This is a genomic window from Nonomuraea rosea (genome assembly GCF_039539705.1).
Classification (GTDB): domain Bacteria; phylum Actinomycetota; class Actinomycetes; order Streptosporangiales; family Streptosporangiaceae; genus Nonomuraea; species Nonomuraea rosea.
Genome location: NZ_BAABDQ010000003.1, coordinates 98882 through 118396 on the forward strand (window position 1 = coordinate 98882; position 19515 = coordinate 118396).

General features: G+C 64.7%; 27 protein-coding genes. 17 read left to right on the forward strand and 10 right to left on the reverse strand.

Annotated features, from left to right (window positions below; translation table 11 throughout):
* Window positions 1–26 precede the first annotated feature (26 nt).
* The 17 genes from ABEA43_RS07880 (at window position 27) to ABEA43_RS07960 (ending at window position 9834) form a co-directional block, all read left to right on the forward strand.
* Window positions 27–344 carry a hypothetical protein gene (locus ABEA43_RS07880; protein WP_345559950.1) on the forward strand — a complete coding sequence of 106 codons (318 nt, stop codon included), beginning with the start codon at window positions 27–29 and terminating at the stop codon, window positions 342–344.
* A gap of 1371 nt (window positions 345–1715) precedes the next feature.
* Window positions 1716–2012: a hypothetical protein gene (locus ABEA43_RS07885; RefSeq protein ID WP_345559951.1), complete on the forward strand. Its 297-nt coding sequence runs from the start codon at window positions 1716–1718 to the stop codon at window positions 2010–2012.
* Window positions 2013–2153: 141 nt separating this feature from the next.
* Complete coding sequence (locus tag ABEA43_RS07890; RefSeq protein ID WP_345559952.1) at window positions 2154–2738, forward strand: DUF7178 family protein; 585 nt, start codon at window positions 2154–2156, stop codon at window positions 2736–2738.
* Window positions 2738–2923: a hypothetical protein gene (locus ABEA43_RS07895; RefSeq protein ID WP_345559953.1), complete on the forward strand. Its 186-nt coding sequence runs from the start codon at window positions 2738–2740 to the stop codon at window positions 2921–2923. The genes ABEA43_RS07890 and ABEA43_RS07895 overlap by 1 nt, the downstream gene beginning before the upstream one ends.
* Window positions 2920–3198, forward strand: coding sequence for a hypothetical protein (locus ABEA43_RS07900; RefSeq protein WP_345559954.1), 279 nt, complete (start codon window positions 2920–2922; stop codon window positions 3196–3198). Before ABEA43_RS07895 ends, ABEA43_RS07900 begins: the two co-directional genes overlap by 4 nt.
* Before the next feature lie 298 nt (window positions 3199–3496).
* Window positions 3497–4018 carry an antirestriction protein ArdA gene (locus tag ABEA43_RS07905; RefSeq protein WP_345559955.1) on the forward strand — a complete coding sequence of 174 codons (522 nt, stop codon included), beginning with the start codon at window positions 3497–3499 and terminating at the stop codon, window positions 4016–4018.
* 13 nt (window positions 4019–4031) lie between these two features.
* Window positions 4032–4160 (forward strand): hypothetical protein, encoded by a 129-nt coding sequence (locus ABEA43_RS07910; RefSeq protein WP_345559956.1) that lies wholly within the window; start codon window positions 4032–4034, stop codon window positions 4158–4160.
* Between the two features lie 120 nt (window positions 4161–4280).
* Complete coding sequence (locus tag ABEA43_RS07915) at window positions 4281–4532, forward strand: hypothetical protein (protein WP_345559957.1); 252 nt, start codon at window positions 4281–4283, stop codon at window positions 4530–4532.
* The gene (locus ABEA43_RS07920; protein ID WP_345559958.1) at window positions 4522–4791 is read left to right on the forward strand and encodes a hypothetical protein; all 270 of its coding nucleotides are present in this window, start codon (window positions 4522–4524) and stop codon (window positions 4789–4791) included. The genes ABEA43_RS07915 and ABEA43_RS07920 overlap by 11 nt, the downstream gene beginning before the upstream one ends.
* Window positions 4792–4873: 82 nt before the next feature.
* Window positions 4874–6169: a DUF3987 domain-containing protein gene (locus ABEA43_RS07925; RefSeq protein ID WP_345559959.1), complete on the forward strand. Its 1296-nt coding sequence runs from the start codon at window positions 4874–4876 to the stop codon at window positions 6167–6169.
* A 14-nt stretch (window positions 6170–6183) separates the two neighbouring features.
* Window positions 6184–6441 carry a hypothetical protein gene (locus ABEA43_RS07930; RefSeq protein ID WP_345559960.1) on the forward strand — a complete coding sequence of 86 codons (258 nt, stop codon included), beginning with the start codon at window positions 6184–6186 and terminating at the stop codon, window positions 6439–6441.
* Window positions 6442–6510: 69 nt separating this feature from the next.
* Window positions 6511–7326 (forward strand): N-6 DNA methylase, encoded by an 816-nt coding sequence (locus ABEA43_RS07935; protein WP_345559961.1) that lies wholly within the window; start codon window positions 6511–6513, stop codon window positions 7324–7326.
* A gap of 84 nt (window positions 7327–7410) precedes the next feature.
* The gene (locus tag ABEA43_RS07940) at window positions 7411–7755 is read left to right on the forward strand and encodes a hypothetical protein (RefSeq protein ID WP_345559962.1); all 345 of its coding nucleotides are present in this window, start codon (window positions 7411–7413) and stop codon (window positions 7753–7755) included.
* A gap of 94 nt (window positions 7756–7849) precedes the next feature.
* The gene (locus ABEA43_RS07945) at window positions 7850–8071 is read left to right on the forward strand and encodes a hypothetical protein (RefSeq protein ID WP_345559963.1); all 222 of its coding nucleotides are present in this window, start codon (window positions 7850–7852) and stop codon (window positions 8069–8071) included.
* 86 nt (window positions 8072–8157) lie between these two features.
* A complete protein-coding gene (locus ABEA43_RS07950; protein ID WP_345559964.1) occupies window positions 8158–8460 on the forward strand; it encodes a hypothetical protein in 303 nt (100 codons plus the stop codon).
* Between the two features lie 103 nt (window positions 8461–8563).
* Window positions 8564–8689, forward strand: coding sequence for a hypothetical protein (locus tag ABEA43_RS07955; RefSeq protein WP_345559965.1), 126 nt, complete (start codon window positions 8564–8566; stop codon window positions 8687–8689).
* A gap of 26 nt (window positions 8690–8715) precedes the next feature.
* On the forward strand, window positions 8716–9834 hold the full coding sequence (locus tag ABEA43_RS07960; protein ID WP_345559966.1) for a methyltransferase domain-containing protein: 1119 nt from the start codon (window positions 8716–8718) through the stop codon (window positions 9832–9834).
* Window positions 9835–9887: 53 nt separating this feature from the next.
* Here the strand turns inward: ABEA43_RS07960 and ABEA43_RS07965 are convergent, their stop codons facing one another.
* The 10 genes from ABEA43_RS07965 to ABEA43_RS08010 form a co-directional block, all read right to left on the reverse strand.
* A complete protein-coding gene (locus ABEA43_RS07965; protein ID WP_345559967.1) occupies window positions 9888–10562 on the reverse strand; it encodes a hypothetical protein in 675 nt (224 codons plus the stop codon).
* A 350-nt stretch (window positions 10563–10912) separates the two neighbouring features.
* Complete coding sequence (locus tag ABEA43_RS07970; protein WP_345559968.1) at window positions 10913–11062, reverse strand: hypothetical protein; 150 nt, start codon at window positions 11060–11062, stop codon at window positions 10913–10915.
* Between the two features lie 743 nt (window positions 11063–11805).
* The gene (locus ABEA43_RS07975) at window positions 11806–12150 is read right to left on the reverse strand and encodes a hypothetical protein (protein WP_345559969.1); all 345 of its coding nucleotides are present in this window, start codon (window positions 12148–12150) and stop codon (window positions 11806–11808) included.
* Window positions 12151–12466: 316 nt separating this feature from the next.
* Entirely contained in the window at window positions 12467–12970 is a 504-nt protein-coding gene (locus ABEA43_RS07980) for a hypothetical protein (protein WP_345559970.1), read from the reverse strand.
* Between the two features lie 13 nt (window positions 12971–12983).
* On the reverse strand, window positions 12984–14003 hold the full coding sequence (locus ABEA43_RS07985) for a peptidoglycan-binding protein (RefSeq protein ID WP_345559971.1): 1020 nt from the start codon (window positions 14001–14003) through the stop codon (window positions 12984–12986).
* Window positions 14004–14069: 66 nt separating this feature from the next.
* A complete protein-coding gene (locus ABEA43_RS07990; protein ID WP_345559972.1) occupies window positions 14070–14318 on the reverse strand; it encodes a hypothetical protein in 249 nt (82 codons plus the stop codon).
* Window positions 14319–14320: 2 nt separating this feature from the next.
* A complete protein-coding gene (locus tag ABEA43_RS07995; RefSeq protein ID WP_345559973.1) occupies window positions 14321–15529 on the reverse strand; it encodes a hypothetical protein in 1209 nt (402 codons plus the stop codon).
* A 12-nt stretch (window positions 15530–15541) separates the two neighbouring features.
* Window positions 15542–16846: a hypothetical protein gene (locus tag ABEA43_RS08000; protein WP_345559974.1), complete on the reverse strand. Its 1305-nt coding sequence runs from the start codon at window positions 16844–16846 to the stop codon at window positions 15542–15544.
* Window positions 16846–18399 carry a Gp37-like protein gene (locus ABEA43_RS08005; protein WP_345559975.1) on the reverse strand — a complete coding sequence of 518 codons (1554 nt, stop codon included), beginning with the start codon at window positions 18397–18399 and terminating at the stop codon, window positions 16846–16848. The genes ABEA43_RS08000 and ABEA43_RS08005 overlap by 1 nt, the downstream gene beginning before the upstream one ends.
* Complete coding sequence (locus tag ABEA43_RS08010) at window positions 18399–19472, reverse strand: hypothetical protein (protein ID WP_345559976.1); 1074 nt, start codon at window positions 19470–19472, stop codon at window positions 18399–18401. Before ABEA43_RS08010 ends, ABEA43_RS08005 begins: the two co-directional genes overlap by 1 nt.
* Between the last annotated feature and the right edge of the window lie 43 nt (window positions 19473–19515).

The following is a 19515-nucleotide window of genomic DNA, read 5'->3' on the forward strand; positions in this document are numbered from 1 at the left end:
GCCGGCCTCTCATCCTGGAGGTTGGATTGCCGAACACCCTGGCCGACAAGTTCGGGCCAGCCGATCCCCTGTGCCCGATTGGAGAGCTGCAAGTGGTCTATGACGACGGCACGGCAGTCCTTTCGCGGCAGCGCTATGCCGATGGCTGGATCTATGAACACTCTCTACTCATAGGTGCCTGTCCGGCCGAGCACATGGGGCATATGGAGGATGCGGAGACCGCCGAGCACCTGTCGATCGGCCGCGTGCTGTACGCCTGCCAGGAAGACGGCCTCAACTTCGTCATATATTGGGTCCCGGTGGGGATCTTGGAGGCTGTAAAAGGCCTCCGAATAGCCGCATAGCCAGCCCCCTCGAACCCACAGGGCTCTACCCTTCGTGGAGGGCACCTCAAGGGGGGGTATACCGAGTGCATGGACCCGTTCGAGCGCAGTGAAGAACTCCACAAGCGCTCCCAGGAGCTTCGGCGCCTGTCCGATGAGCTGGTGATGAAATCCCAGAGGGTCCGCACTTTGATGGACAACAGACAGGCAGTTTCAGGGTCGCCGCGGGCGCCCTCGCCGGCACTCTCAGATAACCCTGTTCCAGGACTCACAAGGGCCCTCTGAGCAGGGTTTTCTCGCTCCAGGGCCGCATTCACGATCAGGCCTTTTGTGGCCCCAGAAGGGGCCCACAGAGCGATCCCCAGACTTGTACTTGGTCGGAGGAGCCAGAACCCTCGGGCTCGCATGTAGCACGATCTTTGGTATCCCCCCACCCCTGTTGATCAGCTCAATCCTTGATCCACTCGTGGACCGGTGAGTGAGTAAGAAGTAAGTACGTTTCGCCTGGTCAATGGCTTCTTACTTCTTTCTTCGCCATGCCTCATGTCATGGCCTTTGCCTCATCACCTCTTGTCTCATCACCACTCATCACCACCACTGCACTCTCACCCCTCATGCCCATGCCTACTCACAGCGCTAGGCCAGTGGCCTTACTCACCACGCCCTGTGTGTGCGTGGCCTAGCGCTAACCCCGTGCTGTGCTCGCTGTTGTGTGCGTGGTGCTGTAGCGGTCGCACGGAGGAGTAACCGAAAGGCCGACTCCTACCAAGGCCCTTCCCAGAGAGCGCCCTTAGAGGCGCTCCCAAGGGCGGTTACCAGAGGGCCGATTCCGGGGCTTGAGAGCCCCCTTCTCTGTGACCTAGACCACTCCCTGGGGACTCTCCGAGACCGTTGCAAGCCTTGTCTAGGGGAACTTCAAGATTTTTAGGGGAGATCGCCGAGCAGTGTTTGCCCTGCTCAGAGCCTATATAAGGGTGGAAGTCGAGCGAACATAAGGCTGGAAACTGCCACGGAGCGGCTTGACGACTTCCAGCCTTATCCGGCAATGTTCTGCCTGTCAGCAACACCGACCGAAACGGAGCACAGAACGAACCGCCCGAAAGCACCGGGCCGGACGGGGACTAAAACCCCGGGAGACACGCCGAGAGCCCCCACTCGGAAAGGTCGCCCGGCGGGCGAGTCACTTGAGAACTCCACAAAAGGCAGCGACGGCCGGAACGATCGCACCGCACCGGAACCCAAGCGGGAGCGCCCTAGACTCCCGGACTCTTTGTCCTCGCGATGATCCCCGGGCGGCAGTGAGAGATGGGCACTCGCTTTGAAACACCGCCTCCGGGCGGTGGTCACGGGATCGTGAAATGCGCGGTCCTTTGATCACAACCGGGAGAAACGATGGACTTCAACCCGTGCGCCTACCCGCACCGCGACGGAATCGAAATGCGCGATGGCTTGGGCGATCTCAAGGGCTTCACCCTCCGCCATGAGCGCATTGATGGCCGCGTGCTTCACGAGGCTTACGCCATGTTCGGAGACAAGATCAAGTACCTTGACCAGCACACCGACATGTGGCGCGCATACGGAATGATCGAGATGTACTACGCCACACAGGATTACTACGGCGATTACGAAAGCCTCGCCGGTGGGTTCTACATGCCGGAACCCGGTTTCGTGGAGGCCAATACCTTCTAGGTGCATAGGCATCACCATGCCCTCATACATAAGGCTGGAAACGAATAGTCCCTAGCGCGTCTCCGGACGTGAGTAAGCGCCTCACATGCGACTAGGGACACCCATTCTCCGAAATCCACCCCTCAGAAGGGAGCGTTTGTCATGCCCATTCCGATCAAGCCCAATGCTGAAACCCGCGAAATGTATGTCAACAACATCCTTCGCGTATGGGATTCAGCCACACATGACCAGCTTGAGCGTGGGCTCAACTGGTACCGGACCGCCAACCAGCTTGCGCACATGATTTCCGGTGGAAATGTGGTCGCCGGTGCGGGTGTTATCGCTGCCCTTTCTGCAAACAAGTCCTGGTCTGAGAACACGAAACTCGCTGCCCGCGCATTCCTTAAGGGGCAGGCGTCCGGACATGTGGGAGACGCCATCAATAAGGCCGCCCGCATCATGGCCGGTGAGTCACCCACTGTCGTTCTACCTATGGCGAGCAAGACGGGGCATTTCTTCCGGTGCATCGCTGATCCCACCGACTCGGATGCGATCTGCATTGACCGACACGCACATGACATTGCCGTAGGCCAGCGGTACGGGAATGCCGATCGCGGGCTTGGGTCCAAGGGTCGATACGCGCTTATGGCGGACCTCTATCGAGAGGCCGCATCGCGCCTCGGATATCTCCCACAACAAATCCAGGCCGTTGCTTGGGTCGTCTGGATTGAAAGGAAGAACGGCTAATGCTCGACACCGACGCCATTCTCAACCGGCTCAAGGATTTCGTGTTCAGCGACAACGACATATGGGCCGGAATGCAGGTGCGGTGCGCACTCTGTGAGGTTCAGATATACGACGTCGAAGACGGAGACTGGCTGGAATGCGTCGTCAGTAAGGGATTCAAGCACGAATGCAAGGGGGCCAAATGAGCACCTGCGAAATCCTCTTCTGCTTCGACAAGGCAACGCACAAGGCGCAGATCAGGGATCTCGACTTCGTGCGGGTCTACGAAATCTGCGGACCTCACGCATTGGGTAGGCGTCCGCTCGCCGGAACCATTATCGGGATCGTCTCGCAAATGGCGGAAATATGCACTGACTGCGACCAACCGGCACAGTACCTGGACAGCGAATACCGCGACCCATATTGCCCCGTCCATGCGGCCGAGCTGGCCTGCGGTGGCTCTCCCATCGAGAGGATTTGACCAATGGACACGCCAGTAGTCGGGCTCGACTGGCTTTTCGCACCACTCAAGCGAACGCATTGCCAGGCAACCGAGTGCGAGGAATACGCCACACACATAACAACGCACAGCAGCTTTTGGGCTCAGCGTTCAACGAACGGGCTCTACTGCGATTCGCACATCGGCCCTATGTACGTCGGCAAGTACTTCTATCGGCTGGTTGAGGCCAACCGCATCCCCTGATCGGAGTGTTGGGCCTGGCGGCCTACGGGCCGCCTTACCGAGCAATCCGCTCACCATATCGCGAAAGGAAATGCACATGCTTAAGACCGCTACTCCCAACATCTCGGTTCACTTCTGGAATCTCTCCGAGTATGTCTCAGGTCGCCACGTCGGGGACTGGATTGACCTCGACTCCTGCGAGGACTTCGACGAGTTCCGGTCCAAGGTCGGGGAGGTCACGCGGAACGCTGAGGAATTCATCCTGAGCGACTACGAAAGCGACTGCGGTATCTCGTTCGGTGAACTCACCAGCCTTGAGACGGTCTGGGAGGCTCACGAATTCCTCACCGATCTCCCCGAATACGAGCGGGACGCGTTCAGTGACTACCTCGCCAACGTCGGGGGCGTCGAATACCTCAGCGCAGCGATCAGCGAATTCCCCGACAGGTACCGGGGTCAGTGGAAGTCCCTTGAAGACTTCGCGATCGACTTCGGAGCTGAGGTCTACTCCGAGTTCTTTAAGAACGTCCCTCCCGGTTTCACGGTCGAGGTGGACGTCGTCTCCTTCGAGCAAGACTTCTGGATCTCTGACAACGGTCACGTCTTCTGGCGTCACTGAAAGGTACACGCACATGGGTTACGAACAGCCGCTCTGCGAGAAATGCGGCAACGGACTGGAGTTCTGGAAGGTCGAGGAAGGTCAAGTGCTCTGCGGGCCCTGCGATCTGTTCGACCTGCTCGGGATTAACCGGATTCAGTGATGGATGAGATCGAGTGCTGCGACAAAGGGCCTACGTGCCCTGGCACCTGCGACTGGTGCGGGTTCAGTCACTGCCACGAAGCCAATTACGACGACCGATGCAAGGGAAACGGAAACTGCTATGAGTGACGCAATCGACATGGGATTTGCTACCCGCGAGTTCTATACCGACAACAAGCACGGTGACCCCGCGTGCGAGGTGACCACCGCAACGGACATCATCGCCGATCAGTTGCGGGCCCTGTTCCCCGACCAATGGCATCACGTGCTTCGCATGGCGGTCATGCACGCACACGAGGAAATCCACGGCTGGGGTTCAGCCGAGGGCGTGACGCTCGACATTGATGGACTGGAGATTCGCCATGCCGCTTAAGACCTACACCGTGACCATTTCCGGCAGCGAGCGTGAGGACGGCGAGGCCCCATACACGTGGGTGGTCAGCGCTCACAGCCCTGAATACGCGGAGAGCCTGGCGCTCTCAATCCACCTTCAGGATGCCCGGTGCGTGGATATGACGGACCTCGCCGAGGTGGAAGAGGAAATGGCAGAACTGCGCGTCGAGGAACTTCGCGAGGGTCTGCCCCCTGCGGACTGCGGTTACCACTGGAACGACGAACGCACTCGGGTTTAGCGGTTGGGCCTGGCCCCCTTCGGGGGGCCTTACCGAGCCTCTACACCACCCCACTTACTTCATGCACTGAGAGGGCTTTGCCATGTCGAAAAACGTCACCAACGAAATGCCTGTCGCAACGGATGAGATGTTCACCGGTCCGCTTGGCGAGATGGTCAACGAGCTGGATGAGTACACCGAAGGGTCCAACGTCGGGGTGCTCGTGACTCTGCTGGCCGGGTTCAGCGCGGCCCTGGGCCAGGGACCGAATGTGGCCACGGGCAAGGGGTCCATGCCTCTGAGCTTCTGGCCGGTCTTGGTCGGCCCGACCGGCGTGGGTCGCAAGGGCACGGCCACGGGCATCGCGATGAAGGTGATCACGTCTGGCCTGGGGGCCTTCGGACTCAACAACGTGATCTACGGCTGCCCGGCCACGGGCCTGGGCTTCGCCGCCGAGCTGTCCGAGCGTGCGATCCGCAATGTGTCGGCTCCGCTGATGTTCGTTGAAGAGGAGATGGACACGTTCGTGTCCAATGCCAAGCGGGACACGAAGATCGGTACCTACCTGCGCAAGGCGTGGGACGGGGCAACGATCAATCACCGCACGAGCCAGACCGACCTGATCATCATGAAGCCCCACGTCTCGATCGTGGGCCACATCCAGCCCCGCAACTGGGGTGCGATCAGCGGCAGCAAGGATGCCACGGGCGGCACTTACAACAGGTTCTTCCCGGTCTGGGTCTACCAGTCCAAGAAGCTGCCGGTGTTCTCCACCAAGAGCCCTGATGAGGCCATCGAGAAGCTGGGCAACCGCTTCCGGCAGATGGTCAACTTCGCCCAGGAGATCACCGATGTGACGGTGCCCGCGAAGGTGGCCAAGGTCTTCGAGTCTAAGCACCGGGAGATCTGCGACGCCCTGACCACCGGGAACGAGGCTCTCGGGCAGTACACCGAGCGAGCCATGGCGTACATGATCCGCCTGGCCGGGCTCTACGCCCTGGCGGACAAGCGTCAGGAGGTCAGCGTCAAGGACTTCGATGCTGCGCTGGCCCTGATCACCTACATGGTCTCCACGGTGACCTACACGTTGCCCGAGGCCGAGGCGACCGGGGATGACATCCCGGCTCGCATCCTGGCCTTCATCCAGGAGGCCGGGGACGACGGTGTCACCTCCACCGAGGTCGCCCGCAAGTTCCAGAAGGTCAGGGCCGCTGAGATCCGCGCCATCACCGATGCCTGCGAGCAGGTCAAGACCTCCAAGCTCCGGTCCGAGGGTGGCCGCCCGGCCACGTTGTTCACCTGGGTTGAGGCAGAGGAGGAGTCCAAGATCGACAACTCGCCGGCTGACCGCATGAAGATCACTGAGGAGACGACCGACGCCTTGTTCGCGGTCGCCTAAGAAAGAAGGAAGAAGTGACCTGGAAGCCTGACGGGCTTGCCTGGAAGCCGGACATCCCGCGTGACCGAGAGGGTGCGCGGGTCCGGTTCTTCGACACGGCAGATCGAGACATCCGGGGTGCGGGAACCGTCACCCTCACCCTGGCCGGGGGCACGCACCGCTGGTTCGTCCAGCGTTCGCACTTCGGGTCCAGCGACCAGCCCCACCGCACGAAGTTCTACCCCAACCGGCGTACGGCGCGAGAGGTGTTCGAGCACCTCGCGTACGAGTAACGCCCAGACGTCACCAGCAGCCCCGAGCCGGACCGGCCGGGGCTTTTCCATGCCCGAGGAAGGGAACCGATGAGACCTGAGCAAGGGATCGCCGAGGCGGTCAGCGCCGTCTGGTACAGCCACCATGGGGGAAGCCGGATGGAGGTCCCCGTGGGTGTAGTGGCCTCCGTGATGGTCACCCACCCGGATGCGCTGATCACGCTGCCCACCATGGCCCCCGAGGAGTTCGCAGCCCTGCTGCGGAAGGTGTGGGGGTACTGGTGGCTGGATCACCCGCACCTGGCGGAGATGGCCCGTCCGATCACGAGCTGGTTGGACGAGGACCCCGACGAGCACACGCTGAAGGCGGCCAAGGCCGTCGCTGAGGCGGCGATGCGCAGGCGGATCAAGTCCGTCCAGGGTCTTGAGACCGACATCCTGAGCTACGTCGTGACTGACCTGCGCTCACACGGAGCCCGGAAGGGCCTGGGCGAGTACCACACACCCCCGGACGTCTGCGCGACCATGGCGACCATGATGATCCCGGAGGTCCCGCCCAAGGGTGAGGAGTTCGGCGAGCCGTGCGCCGGAACCGGGGGCATGGTGCGGGCCTACGCCCACCGCATCAAGCAGCTCGGCGGTGACCCCGCCGACTACGTATGGCACATGGCCGACGTTGACCCCATCTCGGCAGCCGCCAGCGCGGTCAACGCCCTGGTGTGGAATCTGGGAGGGAACGTCCTCGTGTTCCAGGGAGACACGATCCGGCACGGAGACCACGACAGGCAGGCCACCAAGCACAAGGCCGGAGCAGTTCAGCGGTGGACCGAGGTGGTCAAGCAAGCGGCTGGCGCTTACAGGCTGATCAAGACCACGAAAGAGTTTGAAGCACTGATGGAGGGCTGAGACCAAACCGTGAGGTTTATGGCGGTTACGGCGCTTGTGGGCTGAATGTACCCTCAAGTCGCTTTCAATCCCACAGGAGAGATCATGAAGAACCTCACGAAGCCCCTACTCGTCACCCAGGCCCTCACGCTCGTCGGGCTCGGCTTCGCCCTCTGGGTGGCCTACGGCCCCGCCAGTGCGGAGGAGATGGCCAAGAGCCGCTTCTACTTCGAGGGCGAGCAGCACGGATTCATGATCGGCAACGACGAGTACGTGAAGAACATGGGACTCAGTTACACCACCTGCACGGGTGCGCTGGAGTTCGCCATCAAGGACGAAGCGCGGAGGGACTTGAACGCGACAGCCAAGATGACCTCGACGGAGGACCACGACGCATTCCTCGCCGGATGCAAGGCGAGCCTCATGGAGAAGTACGACAAGAAGAACTGATCTAGGACATAACGATCAGCTACTCTGAAAGACAGCGGGACCTGACTGCGGATATCAGCCAGGTCCCTTACCCCCAAGGTAAGGGAAGATCGAAGTGAGTATGAAGGATGCGGCTCTCCGGTTCGCCTCCACGATGGACTCGGAGCTGATCCAGATCAAGGCCGACCAGATGGAACAGGGCCAGCAGCTCACCGAGCGCATCAACAGCGTGGACAGCCGCCTGAAGGATCTCCGGTCCGAGGTCGCGGCGGTCAAGGACACCCAGGCGCAAATGCTGGACATCCTGATCGACATACAGCGCCGACTGCCCTCATAGTCAGCCGCTAGGGCCCCCGGCTTCGGCCGGGGGTCTTTGTCGTTTCTGGGGCTGTTGTCTACCTGGGTCCGGGTACGCCCCGCCGCATGGTGAGAGAAGGACGTCTGAGCATCGCGGGTTCTGATGCGTGGCTGGAGATTCACGACGATCGCATGATCAGCAACGTGATCCCGAACGTCGCCACCAAGACGCCCGCAGGCGGCTGGATGATCAGCGATTGGGATCACGGTCGGGTCTTCACTCGCAACGAGGCGATCACGGCCATGAACCTGCTCATGCTGTACGCCCAGGGCAGGAGTCCCGACGATCCGCTCATCCAGGCGTGGGAAGAGGAGCTTGGGCTTCCACACAGCGGGGAGGCCGGCGAGCCCAACAATTCCCAGCACTGAAGGTTAGAGGTCACAGTCCGAGAAGTGACTTGTCGATCTCAGCGTGTAGCCGTATCGTCACGTTACGCGGACTGGTCGAGAGTTTCGCGAAGGAGTTCCCCACGTGGGCAACAAGCACGAAGGCGAACCGAAGAAGGACAAGCCGTACGTCCCTCCGAAACCCGACCCGGCCAAAGACGACAAGAAGGGCGGCGGCGGCGGCTCGCACGGCGGCGGCGGGAAGAAGTGACCGACCCATCGGCGCGGGTCCAGGGGATGCTCGACGAGATCATCGCCATCGCTCCCCGATCCGACTGGATCTGTGACGCACTTCGCTCGGTACCCCGGCATCCGTTCATCCCGACTCGGGCACTGTCCGTGGAGGGATACGACGAGCGGGAAACCCTCATCGACCGCAACACCGACCCCACAACATGGTGGGCATCCGTGTACGCCGACAGCACGATCATCACGCAAGTCGATGATGGCGCAGGCGCGATCGAGCTAGGAGCCCGCAAGCCAACCTCGTCCGCATCCGCCCCCAGCACGGTGGCCGATCTCCTGAAATGGCTGTCGCCCAGGTCGGGGGATCGCGTGCTGGAGGTGGGCACCGGAACGGGGTGGACGGCAGCGCTGCTCAGCTACCTGGTCGGTGACCAAGGCGAGGTGACCTCGGTCGAGGTGGACCCAGTCGTTGCCGAGCAGGCAGCCAAGAACCTGGCTGCTGCGGGCGTGCAACCTCGCCTGATCGTCGGCGACGGCGCGGCCGGCTGCCCAGACCGTGCCCCGTTCGACGGGGTACACGTCACCTGCGGTATCTACCGCGTGCCGTACGCCTGGGTGGAGCAGACCCGGCCGGGCGGGACGATCGTCCTCCCGTACGACTGCGGCATGGGAGACGGCCACGGCCTGCGGCTCAGGGTCGTCCCCGGAACCGGGGCGGTTGGCCGGTTCACGGGCTTCGCTTCCTACATGCTGATGCGCGCCCAGCGCGACGCTGATGGGGATTCCGACGAGCGCTACACCGGGGAGACAGTCACCCGGCTGGACCCCCGGATGATCGGGCGCGCGTCGCCTGGTGCTCGTCTGGCTATGGCGGGGCTCACCGGTCTGCGCACTCGCACCCTTGTCCAGGAGGGTGTGTTCTGGCTGTGGGTCCTCGATCCCGAAGACCCTGCCCAGTACGCGGTGGTGCACGGACGACCTGGCGACACCGAGTATCCGGTGTACCTCTATGGTGATCGGCCTGTCTGGGAGGAGATAACCGACGCCTACTTCCGCTGGGTGGGCTGGGGTGAGCCGGGCCGGGAGCGGTTCGGCATGACAGTTACCCCCGAGGGACAGCGAATCTGGCTGGATAGCCCGACGCAGCACCCACAGCCGATCCATCGATGAGGGGTGGTCCCCGGCTGCAACTGAGCCGGGGACTTCCTTCTTTCTTCTACACGTCAGTCGATGAGCCAGGAAGCGCACATTTCGAGTCGGGCTACGGTCCCTCGGTACGAGGACCCTTGGAAGACCAAGATGTTGCCCGTGGAGGCAGCCACCTGCGCGGCGAACACGGGGACGGCATCCGATGTGGAGTGCTCGAAAGCCGTGACCGTGATGTAGGCGTCAGTGGGGGGCCGGAAGCCCACGGGGACGACGACGAACACCTGACTCTTACCCAGGGAAGTGCCGAGGTTCGAGCTGTCGGTCTTCCTGACCATCCCCTTCATGAACACCATGGACCCGATCAGGCGCACCTGGACCTTGTTCGCGGTGTTGTACGAGGTGATGCCCGAGCCATAGGTGCAGTCGGTCCACGCTGTCGAAGTAAGCCCTTCGCCTGCTGGACCCTGAGGGCCCTCAGGACCTTGGATCCCTTGGTCGCCCTTGTCACCCTTGGGACCCTGTGAGCCAGTCGCGCCCGTGTCGCCCTTCGGGCCCTGCGTGCCCTGGGTTCCCTGAATGCCTTGCGGGCCGCGCTCACCCTGCGGGCCTTGCCCGCCGGTCGCTCCGGTGTCGCCCTTGATGCCCTGCGGGCCGTCAGGACCGATGGGACCCTGCACACCCTGCGGTCCCTGGGGGCCTTGCAGCGAGGCGAGCCATTCGGCCTGTGTGCCGACGAACCCACCGGCCACCGCGAGAGCGTATGCGCTCGCGCCGTCCTGGCCGTCGTTACCGGCCGGGCCCTGCGCGCCTTGGGAGCCAGCGGGACCTTGGGGGCCGACTTCGCCCTGCGGGCCAGCCTCGCCCTGGGGACCTTGAGCGCCGGGTGTACCGGCAGCTCCCTGAATGCCCTGTGCGCCCTGCGGGCCCACATCACCTTGGGGGCCGGGGCCTCCCTGATCGCCCTTGGGGCCCTGAGGTCCTTGGACGCCCTGAAGCCCTTGAGGACCGGCAGGCCCTTCCGGACCGGCCGAGCCGGTGTCTCCTTTCGGGCCGGGGACACCCTGAATACCCTGTGGTCCCTGGGAACCGGTCGCGCCGGTCAGGCCGATCGGACCTTGCGGGCCTTCGGGACCCTGAAGTCCCTGGTCACCAGCGGGGCCGGCTGGCCCCTGGAGACCCTGAAGGCCCTGCTCGCCTTGCTGGCCGGCTGGCCCGGTCTCGCCCTGCGGTCCTTGAGGTCCAGGGCCACCCTGCGGCCCTTCGGGGCCGACGAGAGATGCCAGCCACTGGGACTCCGTGCCGACGAACCCGTTGACCACGGCCACCTGGTAGGCGGACTTGCCCTCGGGTCCGGGGATCGGCTCACCGCCCTCCCCGCCGCCGCTGCCGGTTGTCCAGTAGGTGTCGTAGTCGGCGTTGCTGGCCTTGGCCAGGACCTGACCGGCCAGACCACCGGGAGCGATGCCGATACCAGCGGAACCCGCAGGTCCCTGGACACCTTGATCGCCCTTTGGGCCCACGGGCCCTTGAGGTCCTTCAGGACCGGTCGGACCTTGAGGGCCGGTCTCGCCACGCGCACCGGGGACGCCTTGTGGTCCTTGCGGACCGGTAACGCCTATGGGACCCTGCGCCCCAGGCGGGCCCTGGATGCCCTGGGGACCTTCGGGTCCCTGCGGGCCGTCGGGTCCTTCAGGGCCTGCCGCACCGTCCGCACCGGCCGGACCGACTTGACCGGTCGGGCCGGGCTCGCCCTGCGGGCCTCGCAGGGAGGCGAGCCATTCGGCCGCGGTGCCTGTGTAGCCGTCTGCTACGGCGATGTCGTAAGCGCTGGCGCCATCTTCTCCGGGTGGTCCCTGCTCGCCAGGGGTGCCACCGCCCCCGAAGGGGAGGTAGCCCACCTCGATGGTGTCGGCCGGGCCGACCGACTCGACCACCAACTCGTGCTCGTCAGAGGAGAGGGTGACGGTCGTGTCGTTGACGATCTCGACAGCATCAGACACCCGTGGTCACCTCCGGGGACACCGACACCTGGCCCTGGATGAGGCGGGTGATCTGGCCTGAGGCATCGACCACTTCGAGGTCGTAGACGCCAGAGGTGACGGTCCAGGCCGAGGACACCTCAGGCGCGATGCGGATGAGGATGGTCCCGTCCGCTGCGAGCGTGAGCCCGCCGTTGTCAGTGTCGAGCCGGTGGAGCAACGTGCCGCCGACAGCGGTCCGGATCTCCATACGGGCGGTGGCCCCGGTGAGGTCTACGGGCTGCCCGTCGCGAGTCCAGCGGAGTGTGCGCTTGACGGTCGTGCCTTGGTCGATGTTGAAGCGGTAGGTGGCCGCCACACTGCCTCCAGACATAGAAAAGGCCCCCGCGTCGGGCGGGGACCTGGGGCTTACTTCTTTCTTGCTACGGGGTGACCTGCTGGGAGACCGGGTAGGTCCGGGTCGCGTAGAACTCCGTCACGCCGGGGAGCGCCTTGAGCGCAGTGACGATGAGCTGCATGAGGGCCTCGGTCTCGGCCGCGTCGCCCCATGCGGGGCCAGCCGTTACCTCGAATCCGCAGTTGGTTCCCCTGAGGGAGATGGTGAGCTTCGCGTCGGGGATCGAGTGGTTGGGCGTTCCGAAAGAGATGGCAGTCTCCTTTGCTCGTTGGGCGGGTTACTCGGAGTCGGCGGAGGCCGACTTGTCGTTGTGCAGGAAGGACACGACGGCGGTGAGTACGGCCTGGCCGAGGGAGATGCCGACGAGCTTCCAGTCGATCTCTGCGTCCACCTGGAGCGCGGTAAGGACACCGCCAGCGGCGATGACCACCGAGACGATGAGTCCCTGGATGCCGGTCCGCTTGGCGCGGTAGGCCGCGTTGGCGACGTTCGTAACCTTCACTGCTGCTGCTTCCTCTTGGTCTTCCAGAAGGTCGTCGTCGAACACGTACGGCTCGACATAGGGCTCCACGAGCGCCGTCTGCTCCCCAGCCGGGGTGGCCTGGACGAAGTACTGCTCGAAGAAGGGATCGGGTTCGGGGGTGAACTCGGGCGTGACCTCGGGCACCGAGGCCACGAGCACATCCGGCTGTACGGGAGCGACAGGGGCCGGCCGCTGTGCGGCGGCCTTCTGCTGGTCCATCAGGGCCTGGAGACTGGCCGCGAGCTGGGCCTGATCCATGGGGTGTTCCTCCTTACAGGCCCAGGGCCTTGAGGGTGTTGGGACCGACCTGACCGTCCACCTCGACGCCCTTGCGGGCCTGGGCGTCCATGACGGCGACGGTCATCATGGGGCCCCACGTCAGGCCGGGCTTGAGGTAGGAGTAGCCGAGGGCGATCAGCTTCTGCCGGACTGCCTGCACGTCCTGGCCCTCGTCGCCGAGCTTCATCACTCGGGTGAAGGAGGCCGCGGGGACCTTCACGACGGGCTGAGGGGCGGTGGTGGCCTTCGGAGGTGTGGTCTTGGGCGGGCCTGCGGCCAGCGCCTTCCAGGTGTCCGGGCCTACGACGCCGTCAGATTCCAGCTTGTGGTTCTTCTGGAAGGTCTTCACGGCGTGGTGGGTGGCCTCTCCGAAGTCACCGTCTACGGTGATCTTCCAGCCGAACTTGACCAGCATCTGCTGCACGGCCTTGGCCTCGGCTCCGGTGTCGCCGTAGCGCACGAAGTGGCCGGGGTAGCTCTTGCCGTCCCAGGTCTTGGCGGGCTCATTGGTCGACCCGGCGTAGCGGGGGCGGACGTAGCCGCAGATGCGGGAGTTCGATCGGGCGATGGTCTTGCGGTAGCAGCCGTCGCCGTTGCCTTGGATGCCGTTCCCGGCAGAGCCGGAGGTGTTGCCGCCGATGGTCGTGATCGAGGAGGCCGAGACCTCCTCCACCAGCTCGACGTGGTAGATGCCCGAGGTGGAGCCGTTGTTGGTGAACAGGACCAGGTCGCCCACCTTGGGGGTGGTGAACCAGCGGCCGTTGCTGCGGGCCCAGGAGTACTGGGTGAGCGTGCCTGCGGTGTGGGGGTAGTCGGTGTTGGCCTTGAGGCCGGCTTCCTTGCACCACATCGAGGTGGCGGCGGCGCACCAGGGGTAGCCGTAGCCGTTCGAGGGGTATCCGGGGATCTTGCCGAAAGCCTTGGTGATCGGGGTGACGTTGGAGCCGGACGGGTCTTCCCGCATGCCGAGATCGGCCCGAGCGGCGGCGATCACCTTGGCAGGGGTCGTCAAAGGACCTCCCAAAGAGAAAGGGCCCCGCCTTCCGGCAGGACCCTCGGGGGACTTCTTACTTCTTGATCAGGGGGTGAACACCTTGATCAGGGCCAGCGCGAGCGCGGCCAGGGAGCTGATCAGGGACGCCGAGATGGCGTACTTCCACTTCTCCAAGCCACGGATGCGGCCCTCGTGGTCGTTGGAGGCCGTGGTGGATGCGTCGATCTTGATGTCGATCGCCTTGAAGTCGTACTTCAGCTCCAGGAGCAGCTGATAGATCTGCGAGGTCGAGATGAAGACCCCACCGAGGTTGGGGTCGGTCTTGTCAGGCATGCTCACCCCAACATCCAGGAGATCGAGAACTCGACGCGGTAGATCTGGCTGCGGGAGGTGAGGTTCGGCGGCACCCACAGGCGGATGATGCCGTCGGTGCCCATCGACGCTGACGCGCCAGGCGGGTGCTGGAGGTCGGTGTTGTTGTAGGTGGAGACGGCGAAGTACTGCGGGCCGGCGGGCCGGAACCCGGCCGGGACCTGAAGCAGGTTGTCGCCCTTACCGAGGTAGGAACCCAGCGCCGTGCCGTCCGTCCTGGCCAGCGCACCCTTCATGAACACGACCGAGCCGACCCGGCGCACCTGGAGCACGGTGGTGGAGTTGTAGTTGGTCAGGTTCGATTGCAGGAACGAGACGTTGGTCCACGGGCCAGGCTGAAGCGCTGCCAGATCTGAGCGTGCCGTGGCCAAGCTCGCCTCGGCGGCGTCCAGGTCGGCCTGAGTGCCCGAGAGCTGCCAACCGAGGGTGTCCAGGTCGGTCACTGCGGTGTCGAGCTGCCCTTGCAGGGAGGTCACCTGGCTCTGGAGGGCCTGGAGCTGCGCGACCACTGCCGAGTCGGTGTCGTTGAGGAACACCTCCTTGGCCGAGACCCACTGGCCGTTCTTGCCGACGACCAGGCGGCTGCCCACCACATCGACACCAAGTTCGCCGTTGTACGGCGACGGGTCGAACCAGCCGTACTGGCCCACAATCGGGCGGACGTGGCCGCCGAGGAACCAGCGCCGGTCGCCGGGGGCGGTGGTGACGCCCACGTTACGGACGACGTCGATCTGCACCAGCGGCAGCTCCTCGCCGGGTGCTTCCAGGGTCATGCTCGTGCCGGTGCCCACCGCGCCCTTGAGCTGGACGAAGCGGAAGTTGTTGTTCGCCCGGTCCAGTCGCAGGGTCACGAGGTCACGGCGGATGTTGGAGCCGTCCCAGCCGGTAGAGCCGGTGATGTCGAGATCCAGGATCTTCGGGATCTTCAGCTCGTAGAAGTGGCCGGCGATGTGGGCCACGCCGGGCTGGATCTCAATCTGGGTGTTCGAGACGCGCACCGCGTACAGGCCGGTGTTCCCGGCCGAGGGGACTCCCCCGGACTCGGGGAAGCCCCGCACACCGTTGGCCTGCCACTGGGTGGCCATGGTCTCCCAATCGTGGTCGGTGACCACCTGGCCGGGCCCCGAGGGGAAGGGCCAGTAGTGCTGGGTGCTGTCGGGCGTGTCAGCCAACGGTGGATCTCCTTAGCGGCGCGGGTGGTGCCAGGTGACGTCGAGACGGTTGGACCACGGGGAGAACAGGGCGTTCTTGTGGATGCGGCCTCGGTAGCCGAGGACCTTGTAGCTGTTGGGCTGGGCCTGCTTCTTGGCGAAGACCTGGGTCGACCACTTGCCGTTGCTGCCGACCGTCGTGGCCTTGGGGACGTAGTTGGTCTGGCCCCAGGCGGTGACCCTCTCGGTCTTGAACTCGACGCGGGCGCCTGGGGTGCCGGTGCCGTAGATGGTCAGCCAGGTTCCGCCCCACTGGTCGCGGTTGGTCGGGCCGGTGATGACGGGAGCGTTCAGGGTCGGCTGCGGGGTTCCTCCGCCGTCCACGGGCGGCTGGGTCACCGTGCCGGTCACCATGTCGAAGTAGTGGATGACCTCGTCGCTCTGCTGGTAGTCGCGGAAGCGCCGGGCCCGCACGTCCCACTCGCTTCCCACCGGGAAGGCGGTGGCGTTGGTGGGGATGGAGGCGGACCAGGTGCCGTCCTCCTGCGGAGTGATGAAGCCGCCCTCGGTGCCAGCAGGCGTCCAGGTGTTGGCGTCTCTCGGGGAGATCTCCACCAGGACCCACTCGCTGCCGTCCGTCGCCAGCGGAGTGGAGGTCACCGCGGACTGGATGATGACGGTTTCGCCGGGCACGAACTGGGAGGCGTTGTCGGACGGGTCCGGGGGAACGGGCGGGGCCGCATTGCCCTTGATGACGTACCAGAGGCACACGTCGTCGGCGAAGGCCGACCCGATCCGGACCTCACCCGAGATGACGTGGTTGGCGCTGTCGGCCGGGATGGTGATGCGGCGGGTTTCCTGCTGGCCGGGGTTGAGGGTGATCTGCGTGCCGACCGTCTTACCGTCCAGCAGCAGGCGGGTGGTGTACGCCTGGGAGACCTGGCCGGAGTTGGTCATCCGGACGTCCACGAGCTGCTCGTTGGTGGCCGGGTTCTGGGTGACGGTCGAGACGACGAAGTAGACCACGCCGACGCAGCCGGACCAGACCTCGATCTCGGCCGAGCTGGCGCTGCTCGTCTTGGTGTCCACCACCTTGACGAAGTGGTGGCGGCCGTCGTTGGGGACAGGCAGACGGATCTGCCCGGTAGCTCCCGCAGCGACGACCAACGCCGGTGACGGTGTGAACCGCACTCCGTCCAGGTACAGCTCGGCGGTGTGCTTGACGTTCGCCTTGAAGTCAACCTTGTGGACCCCGTTGGCCAGTGGCATGGCCACACCGCTGGAGGTGTAGACCAGGCAGAACTTGCTGGCGTTGAGCGCCACATTGCTGAACGTCATTAGCTCGCCTTCTTCAGAACAAAGTCGGAGGTGGGCACCTCATCGAAGGTGGCCCGGAGGTTCTCGCGGGCCTCGACGCCGGAGACCCGGTCCCACAGGGAGCGGATGCTGGCGTACAGGAACGGCGTCTCGGAGGAGCCGTAGGTGCCGATGGTCGGCTTGACTCTGGGCCCGTCCTCGACCGAGGCCGACAGGCGGGCCTCGCGCACGATCTCGTTTCGGGTCTCCCCGTCGATGTAGACCCGCACCAGGTCACCCAGGCCGTACTCACGGGCGAACATGACGCCGTTGTCGGTCTCCAGCGGGTCGATGCTGATCGATGCCTTGGGGCCGGCCTCCAGGTTGAAGCCCGCCATCTCGTCCTGGAGGGCCCGCCACTGGGCGGACCACACGGGAGGGTCGAGAGCCCAGCCGGTCGGCTGGGAGGGGTCCTGGAGCCACTGCCATGGCAGGTCACGGCGGTCGCGGAAGCGCTCGGCCGTCACACCCCACTCGGTCTCGGTGGCGGTGAAGCCGTCCGCCGCCCAGTCCAGGGTGTGGCGCTTGTCGTCCGGGGTCTCCTCCGGGTCGCCCCACCACTCGGGGTCGTACTCGTCGTTGGCGAAGTAGCCGAACCACCGCTCGGGCCCGGTCTTGTCCACCCATTCCTCGGTGTAGCCGTCCTTGACGCCGGAGCTGTTGAAGGTGTCCTTGCGCTGGTACTCCCGCCAGGTTCGGTTCTGGGTGGCGATCACCAGACGAGTGGCCTCAGGAGCCTTGATCATGTACTTGTAGCCGCGCAGGTTGCCCATGTCGGCCCCGAACTGCACCTCTTCGGTCAGGTCCGCGATCTGCTCCAGCTTGAGCAGGATGCCGGGGCCCTTGGCGTCGGGGTCTCCGTTGGAGGCGACCGAGGCCGGGTTCGGGTGCCAGATGAAGGTGATGCGGAAGCCGTAGACCGCGCTCAGCAGCGAGGTGAGCTGGTCGGCCTGGTCGAACTTGAGCCGGGCCACTCGGGAGGTCTCGTCCGGGATGAAGTTGACCGTGGAGTCGGGGCCGGGGATGAACAGCCGGTCCAGGCGGCGCAGCGCCTGGCCTTGGGCGTTGGCCAGGAGGATCTGGCGCAGCAGCTCGGCCACGTTCGGCCACTCTGGGTCGGCCTGCCAGTGCTGGAAGACTGCGGCCAGGTGGATGTCAGCGGCCGGGTTGGTCCAGGCGAGCCGCTCGGCGAGCAGGTAGTTGTCGTCCACGCCGGACACGGTCACTGTGCCAGCGCCGGAGTTCGCCTCGTCCCACTCCTTGTCGATCTGGCGGATGGGGCCGGAGAACATCGGGGTGTCCTCGCCGTCCTGGTAGACGACGATGCCCCGGCCGGGGATCAGCATCTTGGACTGCGGGTGGTCGGCCGGCACCTGGAGAGTCCAGGAGCCGGCCGCGTTGTGGCGCATGATGGCGTCGAAGGTGAGGTAGGAGTCGGCCTCGCCGACGATCGCCAGCGGGGGCAGGCCGTCGCCGCCCTCCGCGACGGTGCGCGGGAACAGCGACTCCCGGATGAAGATTCGGAAGTTGCGCATCAGATTCCCAGGTAGGAGGGCAGGAAGGAGACGGTGACGTTCGGCTGGTTGGCCGCGTTCCAGGCGGTCTCCTCCTCGGGAGACAAGCTCTCGGCCTTGTCGATCTGCATGGCCACCGCGTTGACGTCGCCGGGCTCGATCGCCCACATGTCCGAGGTGACGTCGAAGGCCCACCACATCGACTTGCCGTCCGTGGGGTCGTAGCCGCCGTTGGCCGGGATCTGGTCGTACAGGCGGATCGACTGGCGGCCCTTGGTGGTCTCGACCACGAGCACCTGGTACTGGGTGACCTCGAACGCCTCGGCGAAGCGCAGCTCCTTGGCCACCTCGCCTTCGGCGTCCTTGAGCACGATGGAGAAGCGGGCCGACAAGGGGCCGCGGATTTCCCACCGAGGCTGCGCATCAACGTCGCCGGGGTTGGTCAGGTTGACCGCGTTGGCCCAGATCGGGTCCGAGGACAGGGCCAGGCTCAGGGCCAGGGTGAGGCCGTCCGTTGACAGGAAGGTGGCGCTCGGCTCGATGAACGGCTCGACGACCTCGAAGGTCTGGAACGTCTGGGTGGTGCGGGCCAGGTTCTGGAAGTAGGGGGTTGGTGCCCTCAGGATCAGGCCGTAGGTGGCGAAGTGGATGCCGTTCTCGGCCCCTTCGCCGCCCTCCATGCCGCCCGCGTAGTAGCAGGTGATGGCGCGGGTGGACTCGGCTACCAGATCGTTGCTCGTAGGCTCGCCCTCGAAGTGGGCGGGGATCGAGAACTCCGTGCTCTGGAGCTGGACGAGGCCCTTCTTGGGGTTGAGCGAGGCGATGAAGCGGCGCTTGAGCGCCATCATCTCGTGGCGGCTGTCGGCCACGATGGTGACCGGCAGGAACATCTCCCGGATGTCTGCTCGGGCAGAGCGCACGAACCCGCCGTCGATGGCGGCGTACTGGTCGGCCTTCACATCGAAGGTTGGGGCGTCCAAGCCCTTGGCCCCGTCGCGCAGCAGAATCGCCGGCCCGGAGAAGGACTCATCGGTCAGGGTGTAGAGCGCCCCATCCACTCCCTTGATCTGCATGACCGTGGGCTTGAACAGCAACTACCAACCTCCTGTATCTGGGCAGCGGAAAGGGAGGGCCCCG